17 protein-coding genes, 3 tRNA genes, 1 other RNA gene and 1 other annotated feature are annotated in these 17,425 nt (G+C 36.5%); of the genes, 18 read left to right on the top strand and 3 right to left on the bottom strand.

From position 1 onward, the window contains the following. Nucleotides 1-44: 44 nt before the first annotated feature. Complete coding sequence (locus NSQ14_RS00075; protein WP_034766759.1) at nucleotides 45-1,028, bottom strand: YaaC family protein; 984 nt, start codon at nucleotides 1,026-1,028, stop codon at nucleotides 45-47. Nucleotides 1,029-1,135: 107 nt separating this feature from the next. On the opposite strand from NSQ14_RS00075, the gene guaB reads away from it, so the two are divergent. The 4 genes from guaB (at nucleotide 1,136) to NSQ14_RS00095 (ending at nucleotide 6,051) form a co-directional block, all read left to right on the top strand. Continuing rightward, nucleotides 1,136-2,602, top strand: a complete 1,467-nt coding sequence (gene guaB / locus NSQ14_RS00080; protein ID WP_346216737.1) for an IMP dehydrogenase — start codon at nucleotides 1,136-1,138, stop codon at nucleotides 2,600-2,602. Nucleotides 2,603-2,769: 167 nt separating this feature from the next. After that, the gene (locus NSQ14_RS00085; RefSeq protein WP_412097951.1) at nucleotides 2,770-4,059 is read left to right on the top strand and encodes a serine hydrolase; all 1,290 of its coding nucleotides are present in this window, start codon (nucleotides 2,770-2,772) and stop codon (nucleotides 4,057-4,059) included. Between the two features lie 68 nt (nucleotides 4,060-4,127). Beyond that, nucleotides 4,128-4,346: a binding site (T-box leader), on the top strand. A gap of 71 nt (nucleotides 4,347-4,417) precedes the next feature. Beyond that, complete coding sequence (gene serS / locus NSQ14_RS00090) at nucleotides 4,418-5,692, top strand: serine--tRNA ligase (RefSeq protein ID WP_034766766.1); 1,275 nt, start codon at nucleotides 4,418-4,420, stop codon at nucleotides 5,690-5,692. 266 nt (nucleotides 5,693-5,958) lie between these two features. Beyond that, nucleotides 5,959-6,051 (top strand) — tRNA-Ser (locus tag NSQ14_RS00095). A 114-nt stretch (nucleotides 6,052-6,165) separates the two neighbouring features. Here NSQ14_RS00095 and NSQ14_RS00100 read toward each other — a convergent pair. Together NSQ14_RS00100 and NSQ14_RS00105 are read right to left on the bottom strand one after the other, a co-directional pair. After that, nucleotides 6,166-6,825: a deoxynucleoside kinase gene (locus NSQ14_RS00100; protein ID WP_328166787.1), complete on the bottom strand. Its 660-nt coding sequence runs from the start codon at nucleotides 6,823-6,825 to the stop codon at nucleotides 6,166-6,168. 103 nt (nucleotides 6,826-6,928) lie between these two features. Next, a complete protein-coding gene (locus tag NSQ14_RS00105; RefSeq protein ID WP_041902214.1) occupies nucleotides 6,929-8,209 on the bottom strand; it encodes a LysM peptidoglycan-binding domain-containing protein in 1,281 nt (426 codons plus the stop codon). A gap of 118 nt (nucleotides 8,210-8,327) precedes the next feature. Here NSQ14_RS00105 and tadA point away from each other — a divergent pair, with 118 nt between their 5' ends. The 14 genes from tadA to holB all read left to right on the top strand — a co-directional run bounded on the left by tadA (nucleotide 8,328) and on the right by holB (nucleotide 17,420). Continuing rightward, nucleotides 8,328-8,801, top strand: a complete 474-nt coding sequence (gene tadA / locus NSQ14_RS00110) for a tRNA adenosine(34) deaminase TadA (RefSeq protein ID WP_041902213.1) — start codon at nucleotides 8,328-8,330, stop codon at nucleotides 8,799-8,801. 105 nt (nucleotides 8,802-8,906) lie between these two features. Beyond that, nucleotides 8,907-9,171, top strand: an RNA gene (ffs, locus tag NSQ14_RS00115) — signal recognition particle sRNA large type. A 181-nt stretch (nucleotides 9,172-9,352) separates the two neighbouring features. Then, nucleotides 9,353-11,044 (top strand): DNA polymerase III subunit gamma/tau, encoded by a 1,692-nt coding sequence (gene dnaX, locus NSQ14_RS00120; protein ID WP_346216739.1) that lies wholly within the window; start codon nucleotides 9,353-9,355, stop codon nucleotides 11,042-11,044. 16 nt (nucleotides 11,045-11,060) lie between these two features. Next, nucleotides 11,061-11,381, top strand: a complete 321-nt coding sequence (locus tag NSQ14_RS00125; protein WP_034766777.1) for a YbaB/EbfC family nucleoid-associated protein — start codon at nucleotides 11,061-11,063, stop codon at nucleotides 11,379-11,381. 98 nt (nucleotides 11,382-11,479) lie between these two features. Next, nucleotides 11,480-12,076, top strand: coding sequence for a recombination mediator RecR (gene recR, locus NSQ14_RS00130; protein ID WP_034766779.1), 597 nt, complete (start codon nucleotides 11,480-11,482; stop codon nucleotides 12,074-12,076). A 277-nt stretch (nucleotides 12,077-12,353) separates the two neighbouring features. After that, nucleotides 12,354-12,581, top strand: coding sequence for a YaaL family protein (locus NSQ14_RS00135; protein WP_034766783.1), 228 nt, complete (start codon nucleotides 12,354-12,356; stop codon nucleotides 12,579-12,581). A gap of 118 nt (nucleotides 12,582-12,699) precedes the next feature. Continuing rightward, nucleotides 12,700-12,963, top strand: a complete 264-nt coding sequence (locus NSQ14_RS00140; RefSeq protein WP_041902209.1) for a pro-sigmaK processing inhibitor BofA family protein — start codon at nucleotides 12,700-12,702, stop codon at nucleotides 12,961-12,963. 364 nt (nucleotides 12,964-13,327) lie between these two features. After that, a tRNA-Ile gene (locus tag NSQ14_RS00145) sits at nucleotides 13,328-13,401 on the top strand. A 75-nt stretch (nucleotides 13,402-13,476) separates the two neighbouring features. Further along, a tRNA-Ala gene (locus NSQ14_RS00150) sits at nucleotides 13,477-13,549 on the top strand. A gap of 675 nt (nucleotides 13,550-14,224) precedes the next feature. After that, on the top strand, nucleotides 14,225-14,413 hold the full coding sequence (locus tag NSQ14_RS00155) for a sigma factor G inhibitor Gin (RefSeq protein WP_326929282.1): 189 nt from the start codon (nucleotides 14,225-14,227) through the stop codon (nucleotides 14,411-14,413). A 210-nt stretch (nucleotides 14,414-14,623) separates the two neighbouring features. After that, nucleotides 14,624-15,259, top strand: a complete 636-nt coding sequence (gene tmk / locus NSQ14_RS00160; RefSeq protein WP_108897179.1) for a dTMP kinase — start codon at nucleotides 14,624-14,626, stop codon at nucleotides 15,257-15,259. 185 nt (nucleotides 15,260-15,444) lie between these two features. Beyond that, nucleotides 15,445-15,774, top strand: a complete 330-nt coding sequence (locus NSQ14_RS00165; protein WP_034766826.1) for a cyclic-di-AMP receptor — start codon at nucleotides 15,445-15,447, stop codon at nucleotides 15,772-15,774. 102 nt (nucleotides 15,775-15,876) lie between these two features. Beyond that, complete coding sequence (locus NSQ14_RS00170) at nucleotides 15,877-16,317, top strand: YaaR family protein (RefSeq protein ID WP_034766801.1); 441 nt, start codon at nucleotides 15,877-15,879, stop codon at nucleotides 16,315-16,317. Between the two features lie 101 nt (nucleotides 16,318-16,418). After that, nucleotides 16,419-17,420 carry a DNA polymerase III subunit delta' gene (holB, locus tag NSQ14_RS00175; RefSeq protein ID WP_346216741.1) on the top strand — a complete coding sequence of 334 codons (1,002 nt, stop codon included), beginning with the start codon at nucleotides 16,419-16,421 and terminating at the stop codon, nucleotides 17,418-17,420. The last annotated feature ends 5 nt before the right edge of the window (nucleotides 17,421-17,425 follow it).

Consider the following 17,425-nt stretch of genomic DNA (forward strand, 5'->3'; position numbering starts at 1 on the left):
GCGAGCTTTGTGCAATCTATTCAAATTCCTTAGAAGGTATCATGTCAAAATTTATTCTGTCCGTGAAAGTAACTCCATAGGTATTGATCAATGAGTAAAGGGATTTTTTTTGTTGAGATATTTAAATATTGTACGATTAGTGGGTACTCGATTGACGGCTTATGATGAATAAGTTCTGACCACCATTCAATTTCGTATCTAGCAATCATTCCTAAATGATATAATATTAAATAATGGATCATTAGTTCCGGATAAAAAGATAATTCTTTATCATTTTGTAAAAGAAAATAGGAATGTTTCTCTATATGAAATCGGAAGGGTAAAATTTCTGTTATGGTGCTATGATTTTCCTCAATATAAAATTTTATTATTGATGGATCACCGATAAACTGAATATTTTTATTTGTATTCGATTGGAAGAAGGTTTTAAAACGGTCGGATGTCATTTTAAAAAAATCAAGAACCGATTCAGGAAGTGAAAAATATTTGCCATCATAGTCAATTGGTAATCCATGATTGTGCCCAGTCCAAATAGCGAAGTAATCAATTAACTCCGGAATTTCCTTTAATAATGACTCTACCGTTAACTTTTTCCCTTCTAAATGTTTCATATGGAACATTTTGTCGGAAAAATGCGGGAACAAACCATTTTTTTGTAATTTAACCTCATCCTTTAAGTATATATAATTTTGCTTTTTCCTTTTTCGTGTTGAAACACCATGGGCCAAAACAAGACTTGATTCGGGATAGTCCGGGTCAACCGATAATACACATGCTTTAAGTAGAAAAACGAGTCCATAAAAGAGTAAAATAGGCTTAATATTTAATGAAGACCGTTCTGTTTGCTCAAAAAAGGTAATTCCTTGTTCGATGTAAGAAATAAAAGAAAAACTGTTTTCATAACTTTTCTTTTTTGCATCAATGATCTTTCTTTTATTATAAGTATGGAAAAGAAATTGCCGGGAAGTTTCTTCAGATGATAAGTAAAGATATTTTTTTAAAAGAGATGATGAAAAACTTGCAGACAAAATATAACCCCCAATTCTGAAAAATGCAATTTATTGAAAGCTCCTTGACAGTATTTTATCCAATTGGTAACCTACTAATAATAATTTTTTCTGGAGGCGCATAAACGATGTGGGATTATAAGTTTGTGAAAGAAGGACTGACTTTTGACGATGTTTTATTAATACCCGCTAAATCTGAGGTATTACCTAAAGATGTTGATTTGTCTGTATCATTAACAGATACGTTGAAATTGAATGTCCCGATTATCAGTGCCGGTATGGATACGGTTACCGAGGCAGAAATGGCGATTGCAATGGCAAGACAAGGTGGATTAGGAATTATCCATAAGAACATGTCGATTGAAGAGCAAGCTGAGCAAGTCGACCGTGTTAAGCGTTCTGAAAATGGAGTAATTACTGATCCTTTTTCTTTAACTCCTGAACATCAAGTTTATGATGCTGAGCATTTAATGGCAAAATATCGGATTTCCGGTGTTCCAATTGTAAATAACAAAGAAGAACAAAAACTGGTTGGGATTATTACAAATCGTGATCTTCGTTTTATTGAAGACTATTCAATTAAAATAAAAGATGTTATGACAAAGGAAAATTTAATTACTGCAACGGTAGGAACAACCATTGAGGAAGCAGGGAAAATTTTACAAAAGTATCGGATTGAAAAATTGCCGTTAGTTGACCAATCGGGTGTTTTAAAAGGTTTGATCACTATAAAAGATTTAGAAAAAGTGATTGAGTTTCCAAACGCTGCAAAAGATGAACAAGGCCGCTTGCTTGTTGGGGCTGCAGTCGGTGTTACAAAGGATACGATGAAAAGAACGGAAATGCTCTACAAAGCGAATGTTGATGTAATTGTTGTGGATACTGCTCACGGGCACTCTAAAGGTGTAATTGAGGTTGTTAAACAAATAAAAGAGTTATACCCTGATTTAAATTTAATCGCCGGGAATGTGGCAACAGCTGAAGCTACGAAGGAATTATTTGAGGCCGGTGCAGATGTTGTTAAAGTAGGTATCGGACCGGGTTCCATCTGTACAACCCGGGTAGTGGCCGGTGTCGGTGTTCCGCAAATTACTGCCATTTATGATTGTGCATCGGTAGCTAGAAAAATGGGAAAAGCAATTATTGCTGACGGGGGCATTAAATATTCCGGAGATATTGTAAAAGCACTTGCTGCAGGTGGTCATGCTGTAATGCTAGGAAGTTTGTTAGCAGGAACTTCAGAAAGTCCCGGGGAAACCGAAATATTCCAAGGCAGAAGATTTAAAGTATATAGAGGGATGGGATCTATTGCTGCAATGGAAAAAGGCTCCAGTGATCGTTATTTCCAAGAAGATAATAAAAAACTCGTTCCTGAGGGAATTGAAGGACGAGTTCCATATAAAGGTCCTTTAGCCGAAACAATCTATCAATTAGTTGGTGGCATTCGTTCTGGTATGGGTTATACCGGGGCAAAAACTTTAAAAGATTTAAGAGAAAATGCCCAATTTATTCGCATGTCCGGTGCAGGATTAAGAGAAAGTCACCCACATGACGTTCAAATTACAAAAGAAGCACCAAACTATACATTGAATTAACTGTTTTTATAAAATCATAAAAATCCCATGAAAAAATGGGATTTTTTTCTGCCCCATTAGAGTCTATTTTTTTAAAAAAAGATATGTTACACTAAAAATTAGTGTTTCAAGTTAATCTGTTGGAGGGAATATCGTTGTTTAAAAAGAAAAAGCCAATAATGATATACATGATAATCAGTTTTCTACTAATGGCCATGTTGCCTTTCGGAGGGAAACAAGTTTCAGCTGAGACCGATTCTCTTAATTTGAAAGGATCTGCTGCTATTTTAGTAGATGGGAACACCGGAAAAGTTTTATATGAAAAAAATGCTGATGAACTGCTTGGTGTGGCAAGTATGTCAAAAATGATGACTGAGTATATTGTTTTAGAAGCAATTAAAGAGGGAAAAATAAGCTGGGATCAAAAGGTTACCATCAGTAAATTTATTCACGATTTATCCAGTCCGAGTTTAGGTGTTTCAACAGTTGGATTAACCGAGGGAGAAACTTATACGGTTAAAGAATTATATGAATCGATGGCTATTCATTCTGCAAATGCTTCGACCGTAGCACTGGCTGAATTAGTAGGTGGTTCCGAGGAAAATTTTGTTAAACTAATGAATGAGAAGGCAAAAAAACTTGGTTTAAAAGATTACTATTTTGTTAATTCATCTGGTTTAAATAATGCAGATATGTTGGGAAATCATCCTGAAGGTACGGATGCAAATGATGAAAATAAAATGTCAGCACGTGCAACTGCCAAATTAGCCTATCGATTAATCAATGATTTTCCGGAAGTGTTACAAATTGCCAGCAAACCGGTTTTGAATTTTCGTGGTGAAGAATTTAAAAATTTCAACTGGATGCTTCCTGGTTTGGTTTATGAATACGAAGGTGTGGATGGTTTAAAAACAGGATCCACCGCATATGCAGGTTATAATTTTACTGCAACTGCAGAAAGAAACGGCCAACGCTTAATTTCTGTCATCATGAAGACAGGTTCACAACAAGAACGGTTTGAAGAAACAAAAAAACTTCTTGATTACGGGTTTAATAATTTTTCAAAAGAACAATTGTTCCCTAAAAACCATGCTGTAAAGGGAAAAACTTCTTTACCGGTAGTAAAAGGGAAAGAAGACTCTGTTAAAATTGCTACGAAAGAACCGTTAAGTTTAGTTATAAAAAATGGAGAAAAGGAACAATATAAACCTAAACTGGTTCTTGATGAAAAGAAAATAAATAAAGAGGGTAAGTTGACAGCACCGGTCAAAAAAGGGGAAGTTGTCGGCTATGTTACTTATCAATACAGTGGAGATGATTCAGGATTTTTATATCCGGACCAAACAGTAAAGGTTGATGTGGTTGCCAAAGAAAAAGTTGAAAAAGCAAATTGGTTTGTCTTAATGTTCAGAGGCATGGGTGGCTTTTTCGGAAACCTTTGGGATGGCATTACATCGAAAGTTTCTTCTTGGTTTTAGTTAATCATTTATGTTTAGGTTATTTTGATTCTTTATTGATGTTCAGATAAAATAATGAATTTCATACAGTTAATTCGATGACAGGAAATAGTAACAAGTTCATTTGTTTTAAGAGAACTGATGGTTTGGTGCAAATCAGCGGCAAATGCTTGTGAATCCATCCTTGAGAGTGGTACTGAAAGGGACAAGTAAGTACTGCCGGCAAAAACCGTTATAATACCGAGAGGCAAGTATACGAATGCTTGCAATTAGGGTGGCAACGCGGATATGAAACTTCCGTCCCTTCATTGGGATGGGAGTTTTTTTCATTACGACACTTTCTTCCTATAAAAATTTTGAATGAATCGGGGGTATGAATATGTTTGATATTAAACTTCTTAGAAAGAATTTAGCAGAAGTAAAGGCAAAACTTGAACATCGCGGTGAGGATTTAACTGATTTGGATAAGTTCAGTACATTGGATCAAAAGCGGCGGCAATTAATTATTGAAAGTGAACAATTAAAGAAAAAGAGAAATGATGTATCAGAACAAATTGCTATTTTAAAGAAAGAGAAGAAAAATACCGACGCTCTTATTGGCGAAATGCGTGAAGTAGGTGAAAAAATTAAAAAACTGGATGATGAATTACGGGGAATTGAAGAAGAATTACAAACCCTTCTTTTATCCATTCCAAATTTGCCACATGAATCCGTCCCAATTGGTGATTCTGAGGACGATAATGTAGAAATCCGTAAGTGGGGAGTTCTTCCGCAATTTGATTTTAAACCAAAACCGCATTGGGATGTTGCAACTGAATTAGGGATCATTGATTTTGAACGTGCGGCAAAGGTGACGGGAAGTCGTTTTACTTTCTTAAAAGGTCAAGGGGCTAAATTGGAACGTGCATTGATTAGCTTTATGCTTGATCTTCACACGGAAGAGCACGGTTATACAGAAATGTTGCCACCGTATTTAGTTAATCGTGCAAGTTTAACAGGAACCGGTCAATTACCAAAATTTGAAGAAGATGCATTTCTTGTTGAAAAAGAAGATTATTTCCTGATTCCAACTGCAGAAGTACCTGTGACCAATTATCATCGAGATGAAATCTTATCAGGTGAAGAATTGCCTTTGAATTATGTTGCCTATAGTGCATGTTTTCGTTCAGAAGCGGGATCTGCCGGTCGTGATACGAGAGGATTGATCCGTCAACACCAATTTAATAAAGTTGAACTAGTAAAATTTGTAAAACCGGAAGATTCTTATGAGGAATTAGAAAAGTTAACCGGACATGCAGAAAAAGTATTACAACTGCTCAAGTTACCGTATCGGGTCATGAGTATGTGTACTGCGGATTTAGGATTTACAGCAGCAAAAAAATATGATTTAGAAGTATGGTTGCCAAGTTACAATACTTATCGGGAAATCTCTTCTTGCAGTAATTTTGAAGACTTCCAAGCAAGAAGGGCGAATATCCGTTTTAGAAGAGAACCAAAGGGAAAACCGGAATTTGTCCATACACTGAATGGTTCCGGATTAGCAATTGGACGTACGGCTGCTGCAATTTTGGAAAATTACCAACAAGCAGATGGAAGAGTGTTGATACCGGAAGTTTTACAACCTTATATGGGTGGAAAAGAATATATCGGATAAACGCTGGTTCATATAATAATGGAAATCAGCGAGGAGTTTACCTGTTGTGGGTATTAAATTTATTCAGGACTTTTGCAGTTAAATTGATGAAAAAACAGCCATGAACCCGCGTAATTACGAGGTTTTTGGCTGTTTTCATTTGTCAAAAAGTTGTAGTGTTAGTAATCTTTTTGTACACCGCCTTATGTTATAAATTTCTTGATCTTCATGATTGTGACTACATTGACTTTTTATTTTTGCCATGATAATATACTTTTGGTCGTGATGGAGGAGTACCCAAGTCTGGCTGAAGGGGTCGGTCTTGAAAACCGAGAGGCGGGTTAAACCGCGCGGGGGTTCGAATCCCTCCTCCTCCGCCATATTATTGATAACAACGCATAATAATTGGAGAATGAAAAAAACGGTCTTTAGGGAGAATCTCTAAAGGCCGTTTTTTCCATACGTGGCAGTGAAGGTATTCCGGAATACAAAGCTTAGGCTCCTTTACGATTAAGGATAAATGACATTTTACTAACAATTTCTTCAATTGATTGATTATTGTCAAACACATCATAATCATGAATATCTAACCGGAGAATCGGACATGCATGAAAGGTATTGATCCATTCTTCATAACGTTCATACATTTCCAGCCAATATTCAACCGGCGTGTTTTGCTCCATTGGCCTTCCCCTTTCTTTAATCCGGGCAAGAACGTCATCAATTGAACCTCTTAAATAAATTAAAAGAGTCGGATGCTGAAAAAAAGGAGTCATCACCATTGCATCAAATAAATTCTTATATGTCTTGTAATCGATTTCCGTCATATTTCCTTTTTCATAATGCATTTTTGCAAATATCCCGCTATCTTCATAAATAGACCGATCCTGTACAAATCCACCCCCATATTCGAACATCCGCTTTTGTTCTTTAAATCGTTCACCTAAAAAGTAAATTTGCAAAGGAAAACTCCATTTTTTAAAATCACGATAAAATTTCTCTAAGTATGGGTTATTATCCACCTTTTCAAGTGATGCTCGGAAATCAAGAGCTGAAGCCAGTGCCTTTGTAAGTGTAGATTTACCGACACCAACCGTCCCTGCAATTGTAATCACGGCTCGACTAGGTATATTGTATTTTTCCCGTAAATTCATTTCTCATATACTCCTTCAACTGTTATGGGCAAGTAGTATGATGCCTGTTCGATCATTACTTAATTAAGTATACTTGATTATGGGTCAATTACAATCGTTTAAACTATCGTTTTCTTACATCAAAATTTTCTGCAATTAACAACCAATTTTGCGGGAAAGAAAGACCAAGTTTCCAATAACTGATTCCTCGTAAATTTAATTCTTTAATAAGATCAAATTTTGCTTGTATACTTCGAGCATCCTCAAACCAAACTCGATGTTCTTGCCCATTTGCACCTCTATAGTTAAAAAATGGTGCTTGTGCTTGGGTATCATATTGGATGGGAACATTATTTTGAGCTGCTAACTGGATTGCCTGTTGCGGACTGACGGCACGAGCAACAGTGCCAGGTCGAAAGGGAAGTGTCCAGTCATATCCGTATAAGTTTTGCCCCATTAAGATTTTTTCTGAAGGCATTTCGGTAATTGCGTACTCTAAAACATCACGAACGGGCCCGATTGGTGAGACTGCCATTGGTGGACCGCCACTATAGCCCCATTCGTAGGTCATAATGACGACAAAATCAACAATTTCTCCATGAGCTCGATAATCATGTGCTTCATACCAACGTCCGGGTTGATCCGCTCTCGTTTTGGGTGCTAAAGCAGTGGACAAGAGCCATCCTTCCCTGCTAAATCGATCTTTCGCTCTTCGTAAAAAACGATTGTATGCCTCCCTGTCCTCTGGTCGTAAATACTCAAAATCAAAATGAATATCACGAAAACCGAGCCTTTGAGCAGTTGATACGATATTGTTCAAAAAGGTGGTTTGTACGTTTTGATCATTTAATAATATTCTCCCCAATTCATCACTAAATTGATCGTTTTCTTGATTCGTAATGACCATCATTAACACATTTTGATTTGCCCTTGCAATAGCCGGGAATTGATTTAAAGGGGGCTCCCGTAATGAGCCGTCACGTAAAGCCTGAAAACTAAAGGGGGCTAAATTTGTTAAGTATGGTGCCGCCTCTCTTGCACTGTTTTCTAAATTTGGAGTTACGGTCCCCCGGGGTTCAACATATGCATTAATTTCTTTTGTTACTTTTGGCAATGGGGGTATATATAGTCTTGTACCGATTGCGAGCGGACTGTTGATAGAGATTTGATTTATTGAGGCAAGCTGCTGGATAGTAATTCCAAATCTTTGTGCAATGGAAAATAAACTATCCCCCGGTTGAACCCAGTAAAAACGACCGATAATCGGAATGACGAGCGTCTGACCAACGACAAGGCGATTGGGGTTCGGTATTTCATTTGCTTCAATCAAATCATTAACTGTTGTATTATAGGCTTGTGCAATACCGAACAAAGATTGTCCTTGTTGTACAACATGAATTTGCATTACCATACCTCCTCGGAATGACACTACAGAAATTTTATGTTATAAGTTCAAAAAAAGAATTATCGTTTATAATTTACATAAGAAATAATCATTTTGTTTTTTATAAGGAGAAGCTTGAATGGATCGCGATATATATTACATGCAGCTCGCAATAGAAGAAGCACTGAAGGCAAAGCAAAAGAATGAAGTTCCAATCGGCTGTGTCATTGTATTACATGACACGGTTATCGGTCGAGGTCATAATTTACGTGAAACAGAACAAAATGCAACCGCCCATGCAGAAATGATCGCAATTCAACAGGCATGTCACACTTTAAAAAGCTGGCGGCTGGAGGATGCGGAATTATTTGTCACCTTAGAGCCGTGTCCCATGTGTGCCGGAGCGATTCTAATGTCACGAATTAAACGTGTTGTCTACGGTACCGGAGATCCAAAAGGCGGTTGTGCAGGAACATTGATGAACTTATTAGACGATAGTCGATTTAACCACCAATGCGAAGTGACAAATGGTATATTACAAAATGAATGTTCGAAAATGTTAACCACTTTTTTTCAGGAATTACGGATGAAAAAGAAAGGGTTTCTTTCCTGAAATACGAGGAAACAATTAACAATGGATAAACCATTGCAATTTTACTAATTCCTTAGTATACTAAATATACGTCATTAAGACGTATGAACTTTGGTAGCAAATTTGCCGTGCTAGGTGGGGAGGTAGCGGTGCCCTGAACCTGCAATCCGCTCTAGCAGGACTGAACTCCTACCCGAGGCTGTCTAACTGTAGGGCCTGTCTTACACAAGTGGTGTTGACGTTTGGGTCCTGCGCAATGGGAATCCATGAACCATGTCAGGTCCGGAAGGAAGCAGCATTAAGTGGAATCTCTCATGTGCCGCAGGGGTGCCTGAGCTGAGCTAACTATGTAAGCAACGCCTATGGTTAGCAGTCGAAGGTAGGTGCACGGCAGTTACTTACATAATAGCAATTTAAACATCCTATGTTAAGGATGTTTTTTTTATAGTAAAAGAAAAGGGAAATAAGGTATAATAAAAAGACGGATGTTTTGTAAAGTGTTGCTAATAAATTTGAAATGTAACTATGCAACTAAACAATAGGGAAAATTGTTGAAGGGGGAGTATTATTTAATGGCTTATCAAGCATTGTATCGTGTATGGCGGCCACAAAACTTTGAAGATGTAGTCGGACAACAACATGTAACAAAAACGTTACAAAACGCCCTCTTACAACAAAAAATTTCCCATGCCTATTTATTTACCGGACCTAGGGGAACAGGAAAAACAAGTGCCGCAAAAATTTTAGCTAAGGCAGTAAATTGTCCGAATAGGAAAGCGGCAGAGCCTTGTAATGAATGTTCTATTTGTAAGAGCATCACGGATGGATCAAATCCGGATGTAATCGAAATCGATGCTGCATCCAATAACGGTGTTGAAGAAATTCGTGATATTCGCGATAAAGTCAAATATACACCAAACATGTCTACATTCAAGGTATATATTATAGATGAAGTTCATATGTTATCCATTGGTGCGTTTAACGCATTGCTAAAAACTTTAGAGGAACCGCCAAAGCATGTAATTTTCATATTAGCAACTACGGAACCCCATAAAATACCGTTAACGATTATTTCCCGGTGTCAACGTTTTGATTTTAAGCGGATTTCTCCCCAAAAAATTGCTGAGCATATGGGTTCTATTATTGACGACTATGGGTATGAATATGATCAACAAGCATTGGAACTGATAGCAAGAGCTTCTGATGGCGGGATGCGGGATGCGTTAAGTTTACTGGACCAAACCATTTCCTTCAGTCAAGGAAGAATAAGTATTGAAGATGCACTCGTTATAACGGGTTCTGTATCACAACAAATATTACATCAAATTGCCGGTTCGATTCTTGAAAAAAATCCGCAAGCAGCATTAACTTTTTTACATACACTATTAGGAGAGGGAAAAGATCCGGTCCGAATTATTGAAGATATGATTCAATATTTCCGGGATATACTTGTATACAAAAATTCCCCGGGCACGCAAGATTTTTTGGAACGTGTAATTGTCGATGAAGATTTTCAAAGATTGGCGGAACAATTTGATTCTGATGAAATTTATGAAATCATTAATAGGTTTAATCAAGTTCAACAAGAAATGAAATGGACAAATCATCCTAAAATTATTCTGGAAGTTTGTTTTGTCCAATTATGCCAAGCAAACTTTCGGAATCAACAAGGAGCTGTTTCCTCTGATTTGATGACACAACTACAAGAGAAAATTGCTTACCTGGAAGATCAAATTCAGCAATTGCAAGTACAAGGCATTAGTGAAGGACAAACATCAGAGGAAAGTAATAACAAGCAAAAACAAACAAAGACAGTTAAGCATACATTTAAAGCTCCGGTTGGTAAAATAGAAAATGTATTAGCAAATGCGACAAAGCAAAATTTGCAACAAATCAAAAACAACTGGGGGTCGATTTTGGAAAACTTGAAGAAGTCACATGCTGCATTGTTAAATGATGCTGAACCAGTTGCGGCGTCATCCCAAGGCTGTGTTATCAAGTTTAAATATGAAATTCATTGTCAAATGGCAATAAATAATGGAGAATTTATTAGTACATTAACTAGTTTGCTTCAAAAAGTTACTGGAGATCCAATAGAAGTAATTGGTGTTCCCGAAAATCAGTGGCTGGAAATCCGTCAGTCTTTTTTAAATGAACATCGAGACCTTGTTAAAGATCAAAAGAAATCAGACAATAGCGGTGACCCCCTGATAGATGAAGCAATTAAATTATTTGGTGAAGATTTACTGGAAATAAGAGATTAACATTGGAGGTAAAATTATGCGTGGAATGGGAAATATGCAAAATATGATGAAACAAATGCAAAAAATGCAAAAGAAAATGGCAGAAGCACAAGAAAAATTAGGTGAAGAAAGAATTGAAGGAACTGCAGGCGGTGGAGCCGTATCTGTCGTTATTTCGGGACATAAAGAGGTATTGGAAGTAAAGATAGATGAAGCAGTTGTTGATCCCGAAGATATTGAAACACTTCAAGACTTGATAGTTATCGCTACAAACGATGCATTGACAAAAGCGGACGAACTGACTTCCCGAACAATGGGGCAATTTACCAAAGGTTTGAACATCCCTGGTCTATTTTAATGGAGAAGAAAGGTAAAAATACTGGTAAAAACGATGGATAAGTTTTATCCCCTAGCTCCTGGTGGCCAGCGCTTTTCTTAATAGGAGGCCTAATTTGAATGTATTATCCAGAACCGATTAGTAAGCTGATTGATAGCTTTATGAAACTTCCCGGAATTGGTCCGAAAACTGCTTCACGATTAGCCTTTTTTGTATTAACAATGAAGGAAGAAACGGTATTGGATTTTGCTAAAGCACTTATCAATGCAAAAAGGGATTTGACATATTGTTCTGTTTGCGGTCATATTACGGATCGAGAACCTTGTTATATTTGCAGTGATCAAAGTCGTGATCGCTCAGTTGTGTGCGTGGTTCAAGATTCTAAAGATGTAATCGCAATGGAAAAGATGAAGGAGTATCATGGGTTATATCATGTTTTGCAAGGTTCAATTTCTCCTATGGAAGGTGTTGGACCTGAAGATATTAACATCCCAAGTTTACTTAAAAGGCTCCAAAATGAAGAAATTAAAGAACTGATATTGGCTACGAATCCAAATATTGAAGGTGAAGCAACGGCAATGTATATATCAAAATTAGTAAAACCGTCCGGTATTAAAGTTACTCGAATTGCTCACGGATTACCTGTGGGAGGAGATTTAGAATATGCGGATGAAGTAACATTGTCGAAAGCGCTTGAAGGAAGAAGAGAATTATAATATTTTTTCTTTGTTAACGGAAAAATAAAGGTAAACGTCAATTTGTGGGGTTTTTCTTTATCCCCATTGATTGTAGGAAGTACACAATAAATAATGATCCCACGTCTTTATGGCAATGCGGTGTGTGACCAATAGTGTTGTGATCCGAACCAATTGGCCTTTTGCAGTAAGTCCCTCTCCCATCCGGTTTCTTCATGAACTCGAATTTTAAGGTGGGCATTTGACTTGCTAATAAGAGTGGGATATAAAAAGGATTGATTTTTAAGGGGGAGTACAAGTGCTCTTTAAACGTAAAGGGTCACTAAAAAGGGAATATGATAATAAGCTTTTGTTTCAAATAGAAGAATTAAAACAGAAATGGAAAAATGAAAAAAGTCTGTACGATAAATCTTTTGATATGAATGATGATTTTAAGCACCAGGTGGAACTTACAGAATTGAAGTATTTATACTTATTTAGGGAAGCCAAGGCCAGGCAATTAAAAATATTTGATAAAAATAAGTGATATGAAAAGAACTGTTTTCTTTTAGGGATTATGTAACCTAAATAGGTAATGGTTCTTTTTTTGTGGATTTCAACATAAATATTTTAATGGTACAAGCATTAATTTACGGAGGGATTATATGGAGCCTTCATTAGTAATTGGAATTATCGGAGGAATAATTGTGCTTCTCCTATTATTTGGTACACCGCTGAAATTATTTCGCTTTTTTGGTCAAAGTATTATAAAAATATTGATTGGTGCTTTATTATTATTTTTTCTTAATGCGTTCGGCAGTAATTTCGGTATCCATGTACCTATCAATTTAATTACAGCAACAATTTCAGGGTTTTTAGGAATACCCGGTGTATGTGCGCTAACTGTCATTCAATTATGGATTATTTAAGCCTATATTCCATATATGACTAAGGTTGACAAAACTATCCTGTTATCGGACATTTTTACGTAATTGGTCGATAAATTAGTCTATAAGGGGAATGAAAGAAATCGAGGAAATTTTTGTGTGAGATTGACAAACAATTGATTACTTGATAGTATAGAAAGGTCGTTAAATTAGGAACTTGAAAACAGAACAAGACAAAGCGGTGCGGATGTATCACGACCTTTCTAAAGGAATGGAAGACGAAAGCGACTCGAGGTACTGCTGACGAAGCGTTCCTTATGTCCAACGACGTACGGACTGGCCTGTGAAAAGCGCAACGTTCTGTTATAACGCCGGCAACTTTGAAGGCGCAATAAATATTGAATATGGGCCTGTAGCTCAGCTGGTTAGAGCGCACGCCTGATAAGCGTGAGGTCGATGGTTCAAGTCCATTCAGGCCCATCATATTCATAAAAAAACTTGGGACACGTCATCTCAAAGTTTTTACGAGTCAATACCAGTTTTAAATAAATAGCCGGGGCCTTAGCTCAGCTGGGAGAGCGCCTGCTTTGCACGCAGGAGGTCAGCGGTTCGATCCCGCTAGGCTCCATTAAACGAAAATAAACTAATTACGAAATTACATGGTCAAAAGCCAGTAGTAGGTTCGGTAGTGATAAAGAGAAGGTCATCAACGAACAGATCCTGAACTCGGAAGGTAAGTTTCCTTAGCCCTGATGGTAGGGAAGGTTCTCCCTTAGCGAGAGCAGGACGTTGCCGGGCATATAAAGGACAGTGGATTTTCACTGTCCTTTTTTGTACGTTAAGAAATATAAATTTCCAGCAAAGAAGCGAATTCGATGTAGTTGGAAATTTTAAGAATGAAGTATAAGTGCTCTTGCGGCTTTGCCATCGCCAAAAGGCTCGGCAGTCGCCGTGTTTTCTTTAAATGAAAGAATAAAATTTGGAAAAAATTTTTTGAAATGGACTCAACTAACATTCATTTTATGTGGGAAACGTTCAATTTTTGACAACGAACCCTATTTACGCAGACACTTTTGGTGAGATGCACTCATTTTAGTCGGCGAACCCTATTCTCATCGAAAATTTTTACCCCAATCCGACCTTTTTTGTTTTACCTTTTTACCTGGCGTTGAATAAGGCAAACAATTCTCCACATAAAATATATATATAACGGACAATTAGCTAGAAAAATTGATTTCATAATAATAAATTGAATAATTTCTAGGTTAAGAGGGCATAATGCATATATGGAGGTGGAGGAATGATGGAAAAACTGAATGGGGAAACTTGTATTATTTGTGAGCAACAGAAGCAAAATGGATTTCATTTATATACATCATTTATTTGTATTGATTGTGAAAGAGAGATGGTTCAGACAGATACGGATCATCCGCTTTATAAATTTTATTTACAACAATTAAGTAAAGTGAGTCAAAAACAAATATTATCTTAGAAAAATAAAAAAGCAGATTAATCCTTAATTTTAGATTTCACTGTATAGTAGATTATACTTTAATTGTAATCAAATAAACGCTTGGAGATGTTCCAAGCGTTTCAATTATTTTATAAAAATAATTTGATCAAAAAATTGATGTTTGCCCTTATTGATGTATACTTGAATTATTAATATAAACATAGTTTGTTTTATAGGTGGAGGAGTCATATGGTAAAGGGTACGTTCATCACAGTTGAAGGTCCTGATGGTGCAGGAAAGACAACTGTTTTAAATATAATTGCGGAAGAATTGGCGGCTGAAGGTTATCCTATTGTGCAGACAAGAGAACCCGGTGGAAGCCCCATTGCTGAAAAAATTCGGCAAATCATTTTAGATAAAAAACATACGGAAATGGACCCGAGGACAGAGGCGTTACTTTATGCTGCTGCAAGGAGACAACATTTAATAGAAAAAATCATTCCTGCATTAGAAAAAGGAAATATTGTTTTATGTGATCGATTCATTGATGCTTCAATTGTATATCAAGGTTTCGCAAGGAAAATTGGCATTGATGAAGTTTTGAAGATTAATCGTTTTGCCATTGAAAATACGATGCCTGATTTAACAATTTACTTTGATATAGAACCGAAAATCGGCTTGGAACGAATTCAAAAACATCGTCAAGGGGAAATGAATCGACTTGATTTAGAAACAATGGAGTTTCATAAAATGGTGAGAGAAGGATATTTGCAATTATTAGATCGGTTTCCCGACAGGATTAAGAAAGTTATGGCCGATCGACCGATTGAAGAGGTTAAAACAGAGGCAAAAAAATTAATTCTTTCACTGTTAGTAAAAAGATAACAATCCCGGTGGAAAATATTTTTTAACAGAAACGGATTCTAAACATAAATTATAATTAAGGCTAATGCCCAATTTTGGAATAACTGGAAACAGTAAAAATGGAAACAGAATATTTATTTCTTTCATGTGTTATTGGTATAATGGAAGTAAGAATCAGCCGGAATTTTAGGCAAGGGGGGATTAAGTTGAAACTAATATTGGCAGTCGTCCAAGACCAAGATAGTAATCGTTTATTAAATGCATTAATGGATCATAATTTTCGGGTGACAAAATTGGCGACAACGGGTGGATTTTTAAAATCGGGTAATACGACATTTATTATCGGTACGGAAGATATTCGAGTTGATAAAGCCCTGCAAATTATTAAGGATAACTGCAGATCAAGAGATCAATTAGTTGCGCCTGTTTCACCGATGGGAGGGAATGCTGATTCGTATATTCCTTATCCGGTTGAAGTAGAAGTTGGCGGTGCGACAGTATTTGTTTTACCTGTTGAACAATTTTTCCAGTATTAAAAATCAGGCAATCGGGGGTCCGGTTGCTTTCATTCTATTTTGAGTACGTGACCTCCTTTTGAAGGCAATACGTTTTGGGGTCGTTTGTAAGGGGGAATCAATTTGAAAGTTAATCAAAATCTTCATCTTTCACCGGAGTCGCTTCAAAAAGATATAAAGTTTCAAGGGCAAGGAAGCATAAACTTTCAAGAACTAATAAAAATGCAGAATGAAAAATTACAATCAGGAAATCTCCATGCGCTACTATCAGAAATCGAGAAAGCCGGAGATCGTTTAGCAAAATCGCGAAACTTTCGAGATTTAACCAAATATAAAAATTTGATCCAAAATTTTATTAAAGAAGCGGTCAATTTAGGAATCGGATTAAAGAAATCAAATACGTGGGACAGCGGAGGTCAAAGTCGCATTTTGCAAATCATTGAAAAAATAGATAAAAAAATTATCGAGTTAACCGATGAAATTTTAACAAAGGAAACGGAAAATATAAAAATTTTAAGTATTATCGGGGAAATAAAAGGATTAATTGTCAATTTATATACATGATGAATTGACAAGTAAATCCAGCTCCAACCGATTACTTGATATACTTAAAAAATATTTTTTAAAAATAACTGCACCACATAAAAAATGTAAGAGGGAAAAATATGAGTGATTTAAATGTAAGGACTTGGGATGAATTAGAAAAATACCAACCAACCGTCATGAAGATGCTCAAACAAATAATAATAAAAAATCGGATCGCTCATGCTTACCTTTTTGAAGGGATGAAAGGGACGGGAAAAAAAGAAATCGGCTTATTACTCGCAAAAGCTTTATTTTGTGAACAGTCCTTTGAAGGATATAAACCATGTGAAAACTGCCCCCAATGTAAGCGAATCAATCACGGGAATCACCCAGACATCCATTTGGTCGAGCCTGACGGGAATTCAATTAAAAAAGAACAAATATATTTTTTACAACAGGAATTTTCAAAAAAAGCGGTAGAGTCGAATCGAAAATTTTATATGATTATTCATGCTGATAAAATGACGACAAATGCAGCCAATAGCTTACTAAAATTTCTGGAAGAGCCCGGACAAAATACAACAGCCATTTTAGTAACCGAACAAATACAAAAAATATTACCGACTATTTTTTCCAGATGCCAACATATTACTTTTTATCCATTACCGAAACCGGAACTCATTAAAGCGTTAATCAATCACGGGGTTAAGAAGGATCGTGCTCCTTTACTTGCCAATTTAACAAACAGTCTGGACGAAGCATTACAAATGAATGAAGACCAATGGTTTTTACAAGCCAGAGATTTAGTGTTAAAATTATATGAAATCAAGACGAAACAAACGATTATGGATACGCTCCTGTTTTTGCAGACAGACTGGTTGCCGCTGTTTAAATCAAGGGAGCAGATCGATGTCGGTCTGGACATGTTACTCTTTATCTATAAAGATTTACTATATATACAGTTAGAAAAAGTGACAGAAGTTGTCTATCCGGATTATTACGCTGAATGGCAAAAGAATGCGCTTAAGGTATCCGGTAATCGGTTAACAGAACAAATCTCCCTTATTTTGGACGCAAAAAGGAGATTACAATCTAATGTCAATGGATTACTGTTAATGGAGCAGCTGATGATTAAGTTATAGGAGGG

This window comes from Caldifermentibacillus hisashii (assembly GCF_039654145.1).
Classification (GTDB): domain Bacteria; phylum Bacillota; class Bacilli; order Bacillales; family Caldibacillaceae; genus Caldifermentibacillus; species Caldifermentibacillus hisashii.

Coding starts and splice junctions, on each gene's coding strand:
- tmk (WP_108897179.1), top strand. CDS start 14,624: ATGGTAAAGGGTACGTTCATCACAGTTGAAGGTCCTGATGGTGCAGGA.
- NSQ14_RS00140 (WP_041902209.1), top strand. CDS start 12,700: ATGGAGCCTTCATTAGTAATTGGAATTATCGGAGGAATAATTGTGCTT.
- NSQ14_RS00125 (WP_034766777.1), top strand. CDS start 11,061: ATGCGTGGAATGGGAAATATGCAAAATATGATGAAACAAATGCAAAAA.
- guaB (WP_346216737.1), top strand. CDS start 1,136: ATGTGGGATTATAAGTTTGTGAAAGAAGGACTGACTTTTGACGATGTT.
- NSQ14_RS00105 (WP_041902214.1), bottom strand. CDS start 8,209: ATGCAAATTCATGTTGTACAACAAGGACAATCTTTGTTCGGTATTGCA.
- serS (WP_034766766.1), top strand. CDS start 4,418: ATGTTTGATATTAAACTTCTTAGAAAGAATTTAGCAGAAGTAAAGGCA.
- holB (WP_346216741.1), top strand. CDS start 16,419: ATGAGTGATTTAAATGTAAGGACTTGGGATGAATTAGAAAAATACCAA.
- recR (WP_034766779.1), top strand. CDS start 11,480: ATGTATTATCCAGAACCGATTAGTAAGCTGATTGATAGCTTTATGAAA.
- NSQ14_RS00085 (WP_412097951.1), top strand. CDS start 2,770: ATGATAATCAGTTTTCTACTAATGGCCATGTTGCCTTTCGGAGGGAAA.
- tadA (WP_041902213.1), top strand. CDS start 8,328: ATGGATCGCGATATATATTACATGCAGCTCGCAATAGAAGAAGCACTG.
- NSQ14_RS00155 (WP_326929282.1), top strand. CDS start 14,225: ATGGAAAAACTGAATGGGGAAACTTGTATTATTTGTGAGCAACAGAAG.
- NSQ14_RS00100 (WP_328166787.1), bottom strand. CDS start 6,825: ATGAATTTACGGGAAAAATACAATATACCTAGTCGAGCCGTGATTACA.
- dnaX (WP_346216739.1), top strand. CDS start 9,353: ATGGCTTATCAAGCATTGTATCGTGTATGGCGGCCACAAAACTTTGAA.